This window comes from Methylopila musalis (genome assembly GCF_042679725.1).
Classification (GTDB): domain Bacteria; phylum Pseudomonadota; class Alphaproteobacteria; order Rhizobiales; family Methylopilaceae; genus Methylopila; species Methylopila musalis.
The window spans coordinates 1-4,046 of sequence record NZ_JBHTMX010000237.1 but is presented as its reverse complement, the minus strand read 5'-3'; the positions used below and the strand labels follow the sequence as shown (position 1 = coordinate 4,046).

Genomic DNA, 4,046 nt, shown 5'->3' with positions numbered 1-4,046 from the left:
GGCCCGGCGCGCCGGAGGCGGCGAGCGCGATCGCCGCCGGCTGCTCCGCGGCCTGCGCGGCGGAGCCTGCGATCAGAACCGCGCAGGCGACGGCGGCGTGGACGACGTGAGACCTCATGACGAAACCCTCCCGGCTGCCCCTCCGAGAGTTCAAGCTTCGTCAACGAATCAGGCCGAATTGCGAAACCACCACCGGCGGAAGCAGGGCGAAAACCGCCCTCCCCCGCCGGCGGCGTCGGTCAGAGCGTCTCGAGCTCGGCGATCATGCGCTCGATCAGACCGAGGCCGGTCTGCCAGAAGGCCGGGTCGCGGGCGTCGAGCCCGAACGGCGCCAGCAGCTCCGGATAGGGCCGCGAGCCGCCGGCGGAGAGCAGCGCGAAATAGCGCTCCACGAAGCCGTCGGAGGCGTTCTCGTAGACCGCGTAGAGCGAGTTCACGAGGCAGTCGCCGAAGGCGTAGGCGTAGACGTAGAACGGCGAATGGATGAAGTGGGGGATGTAGGTCCAGAAGGTCTCGTAGCCCTCGCCGAGCCGGATCGCGGGCCCGAGGCTCTCGGTCTGCACCTCGAGCCAGATGGCGCCGAGACGCTCCGCGGTCAGCTCGCCCTTGCGGCGCTCCTCATGCACCTTCCGCTCGAAGGTGTAGAACGCGATCTGGCGCACGACCGTGTTGATCATGTCCTCCACCTTGCCCGCCAGCATCGCCTTGCGCTGGGCGGGGTCGGTGGCGCGGTCGAGCAGCGCCCGGAAGGTCAGCATTTCGCCGAACACGGAGGCCGTCTCCGCGAGCGTCAGCGGCGTCGGCGCCATCAGCGCGCCGTTCGGCGCGGCCAGCACCTGGTGCACGCCATGTCCGAGCTCGTGGGCGAGCGTCATCACGTCGCGCGGCCGGCCGAGATAGTTCAGCAGCACGTAAGGGTGGGCCGACGGCACGGTCGGATGGGCGAAGGCGCCGGGCGCCTTGCCGGGACGGGTCGGCGCGTCGATCCAGCCCTTGTCGAAGAAGCGGCCGGCGATCTCCGCCATCTTCGGCGAGAAGCCGCCATAGGCGCCGAGCACAGTGTCCCGGGCCTCGTCCCACGGGATCACGCGGGTCGGCGCGCTCGGCAGCGGGGCGTTGCGGTCCCAATGGTTCAGGGCGTCGAGGCCGAACCACTTGGCCTTGAGCCGGTAATAGCGGTGCGACAGCCGCGGATAGGCCGCGCGTACGGCGGAGACCAGCGCGTCCACCACCTCGCGCTCCACCCGGTTGGCGAGATGGCGGCTGTCGGCCACGTCCTCGAAACCGCGCCAGCGGTCCGAGATCTCCTTGTCCTTGGCGAGAACGTTGGTGATCAGGGCGAAGGTGCGCAGATTGGCCTTGAAGGTCTTCGCCAGCGCGTCGGCCGCGCGGTGGCGCGCCTCGCCGTCGGCGTCCTGAAGCTGGTTCAGGGTCGGTTCCAGCGTCAGCTCCTTGCCGTCCACCTCGAACCGCAGCGACGCCATGGTCTCGTCGAACAGCCGGTTCCAGCCGCCCCGCGCGGTCATGGACTTCTCGTGGAACAGCTGCTCCACGCGATCCTCGAGCTGGTAGGGCTTCTCCTTGCGGGTGTCCTCGATGAAGGGCCGGTAATGCGCGAGCCTCGGCTCGGCCAGCGCCGCCTCGACGGCGTCGTCGTCCAGCCGGTTGAGCTCCAGGTTGAAGAACAGCAGGTGCGACCACACCGCCGTCAGCTTCTCCTGCACGTCGCCGTAGAACTTGGCGCCCTTCGGGTCGGTGGTGTCGGTGGCGTAGACGAGGCTGGCGTAGGCCGCGAGACGGCCGGTCAGGTCGTCGATCGACTCGTAGTCCGCGACCGCGTCGACGAGCCGTCCCCCGGTGGTCAGCTCCGGGAGCTTGCCCTTGTAGGCGGCCTCGAAGGCGCGGGCGCGCTCGTCGGCGAGGGCGAGATCGGCCGCCACCTCCGGCGCGTCGAGGCCGGGATAGAGGTCGGCGAGATTCCATTCGGGCAGCGATCCGAGGGCGGCGGCGTTCGACACGTGGATGCTCTTCGATCGTTCGGGGTCTGTCGGGCGACCGCGGCGCGGCGCCCGGAAGGAGGGTCGCTCCAGATATCGCAAGCGTGACGGCCGCGATCAACCGCCGGGAGAAAGCGCGCGCTCCGCTTAAACCCGCGTTTACCCTGGGAGGCGATGCTCGGGCCTCCCCGCGACCCCCGCCCCGAAAGGCCCGCATGAGCGCCGTGATCCTCATCGTCGACGACGATCCGGTGCAGCGCCGGCTGCTGGAGGCGCTCGCCCGCCGCTTCGGCTACGACGCCCGCACGGCGGAAGACGGCGCGGACGCGATCGAGGCCCTGAGCCAGCCCGGCGCGGCCTACGACCTGATGTTCCTCGACCTGATCATGCCCGGCATGGACGGCATCGCCGTGCTGGAGAAGATGCGCGAGATGGGGGTGGCGACGCCCGTGATCGTGCAGACGGCCAACGGCTCCATCGAGGCCGTGGTGGCGGCCATGCGCGCCGGCGCCGCGGATTTCGTGGTGAAGCCGGTCGGCCCCGAGCGGCTGCAGATCTCCATCCGAAACGCCCTGCGAACCGACGCGCTCGAAGGCGAGATCCGCCGCATGGCGCGCCGGGCCACGGGCTCGCTCACCTTCCGCGACCTGCCGAGCCGCTCCGCCGCCATGGCGGAGGCGCTGCGTCTCGGCGCGCGGGCGGCGGGGTCGTCGATCCCGGTGCTGATCGAAGGCGAATCCGGCGTCGGCAAGGAGCTGTTCGCCCGCGCCATCGCCGGCTCCGGCGAGCGCCGCGGCAAGGCGTTCGTGGCGGTGAACTGCGGCGCGATCCCGGCCCATCTGGTGGAATCGATCCTGTTCGGCCACGAGAAGGGCGCCTTCACTGGCGCCACCGACCGCCACGCCGGCAAGTTCGTGGAGGCCGACGGCGGCACGCTGTTCCTCGACGAGGTGGGCGAACTGCCGGCCGAGGCGCAGGTGAAGCTGCTGCGCGCGCTGCAGGAGGGCGAGATCGACCCCGTGGGCGCGCGGCGCTCCGTAAAGGTGGACATCCGCGTGCTGTCGGCCACCAACCGGGATCTGGCCGGGCGGGTGCGCGCCGGCGCCTTCCGCGAGGACCTGTTCTACCGCCTGAACGTGTTCCCGATCCGGGTGCCGCCGCTTCGGGCGCGGAAAGAAGATCTGGCCGATCTGGCGCGCCGCTTCCTCGCCCGCTTCGCCGCGGAGGAGGACCGCCCGGTGCGGGACATCTCGGCCGCCGCCCTCGACCTGCTGGAGCGCTACGACTGGCCGGGCAACGTCCGCCAGCTCGAGAACGCCGTGTTCCGCGCCGTGGTGCTGGCGGAGAGCGACGTGCTGCGCCCGGCGGACTTTCCCCAGATTTCGGCCCAGCTCGGCGAGGAGCCGGAACGTATCGCGCCGCCCCGTCTCGCGCTCGAAGACGACCTCGCCGAGCCGGAGCTCGAGCGCCGGCTCGAGGCTCCCGCGCTGCCGCTGTTCGACGCCTCGGGCCAGCTCCGCACGCTGGAGCGGCTGGAGGCGGACGCGATTCGCTACGCCATCCGCCACCACCGCGGGCAGATGACCGAGGTGGCCCGGCGCCTCGGAATCGGGCGCTCCACGCTCTACCGGCGCATCAAGGACCTCGGGCTCGACGCCGAATGTGGCGGTCAGGGCACGGACGCGGACGAAGCCGTCGCCTGATGGGCGGCCGACCAAATCCCAGATTGAACCAAGCCGGCGGCGCGCCCATGCTCCGCCGGCAAGTGAAGGACGACATCCGATGAGACTTCGCGTGACCCGCCGCGTGCGCCGCGCCCCGACCGCAGGCGCCCCGTCACGTCTCGCCGCATCGGCGTTGCTGGGCGTCAGCCTGGTGGCGCTGCTCGCCTCGGGCGTCGCCGCGCAGGAGGCCGCGGCGACGACTCCGGCCGTGACCGACCGGGCGGAGGGCGAGCCCACCGGCTCCGTCGACGCCGCGGCCCCGACCACTGAGTCCGCATCACCTAAGCCCGCCGGCGACGCCTCGGCCGCGGCCGAGCCGGCGCGC

At 71.5% G+C, this 4,046-nt stretch carries 3 protein-coding genes; 2 read left to right on the top strand and 1 reads right to left on the bottom strand.

Annotated elements, in window-relative coordinates; all coding sequences use genetic code 11:
- Positions 1-239: 239 nt before the first annotated feature.
- Positions 240-2,024: a M3 family oligoendopeptidase gene (locus ACFQ4O_RS15880; RefSeq protein ID WP_378777069.1), complete on the bottom strand. Its 1,785-nt coding sequence runs from the start codon at positions 2,022-2,024 to the stop codon at positions 240-242.
- A gap of 188 nt (positions 2,025-2,212) precedes the next feature.
- On the opposite strand from ACFQ4O_RS15880, the gene ACFQ4O_RS15875 reads away from it, so the two are divergent.
- Both ACFQ4O_RS15875 and ACFQ4O_RS15870 read left to right on the top strand, forming a co-directional pair.
- Positions 2,213-3,700: a sigma-54-dependent transcriptional regulator gene (locus tag ACFQ4O_RS15875; protein ID WP_378777067.1), complete on the top strand. Its 1,488-nt coding sequence runs from the start codon at positions 2,213-2,215 to the stop codon at positions 3,698-3,700.
- Between the two features lie 79 nt (positions 3,701-3,779).
- Positions 3,780-4,046: hypothetical protein (locus tag ACFQ4O_RS15870; protein WP_378777065.1), on the top strand; the 267-nt coding region annotated here is incomplete at its 3' end.

What these genes read in the sequence shown, in the direction of transcription:
- ACFQ4O_RS15875 (WP_378777067.1), top strand. Translation starts at nt 2,213, where the DNA reads ATGAGCGCCGTGATCCTCATCGTCGACGACGATCCGGTGCAGCGCCGG.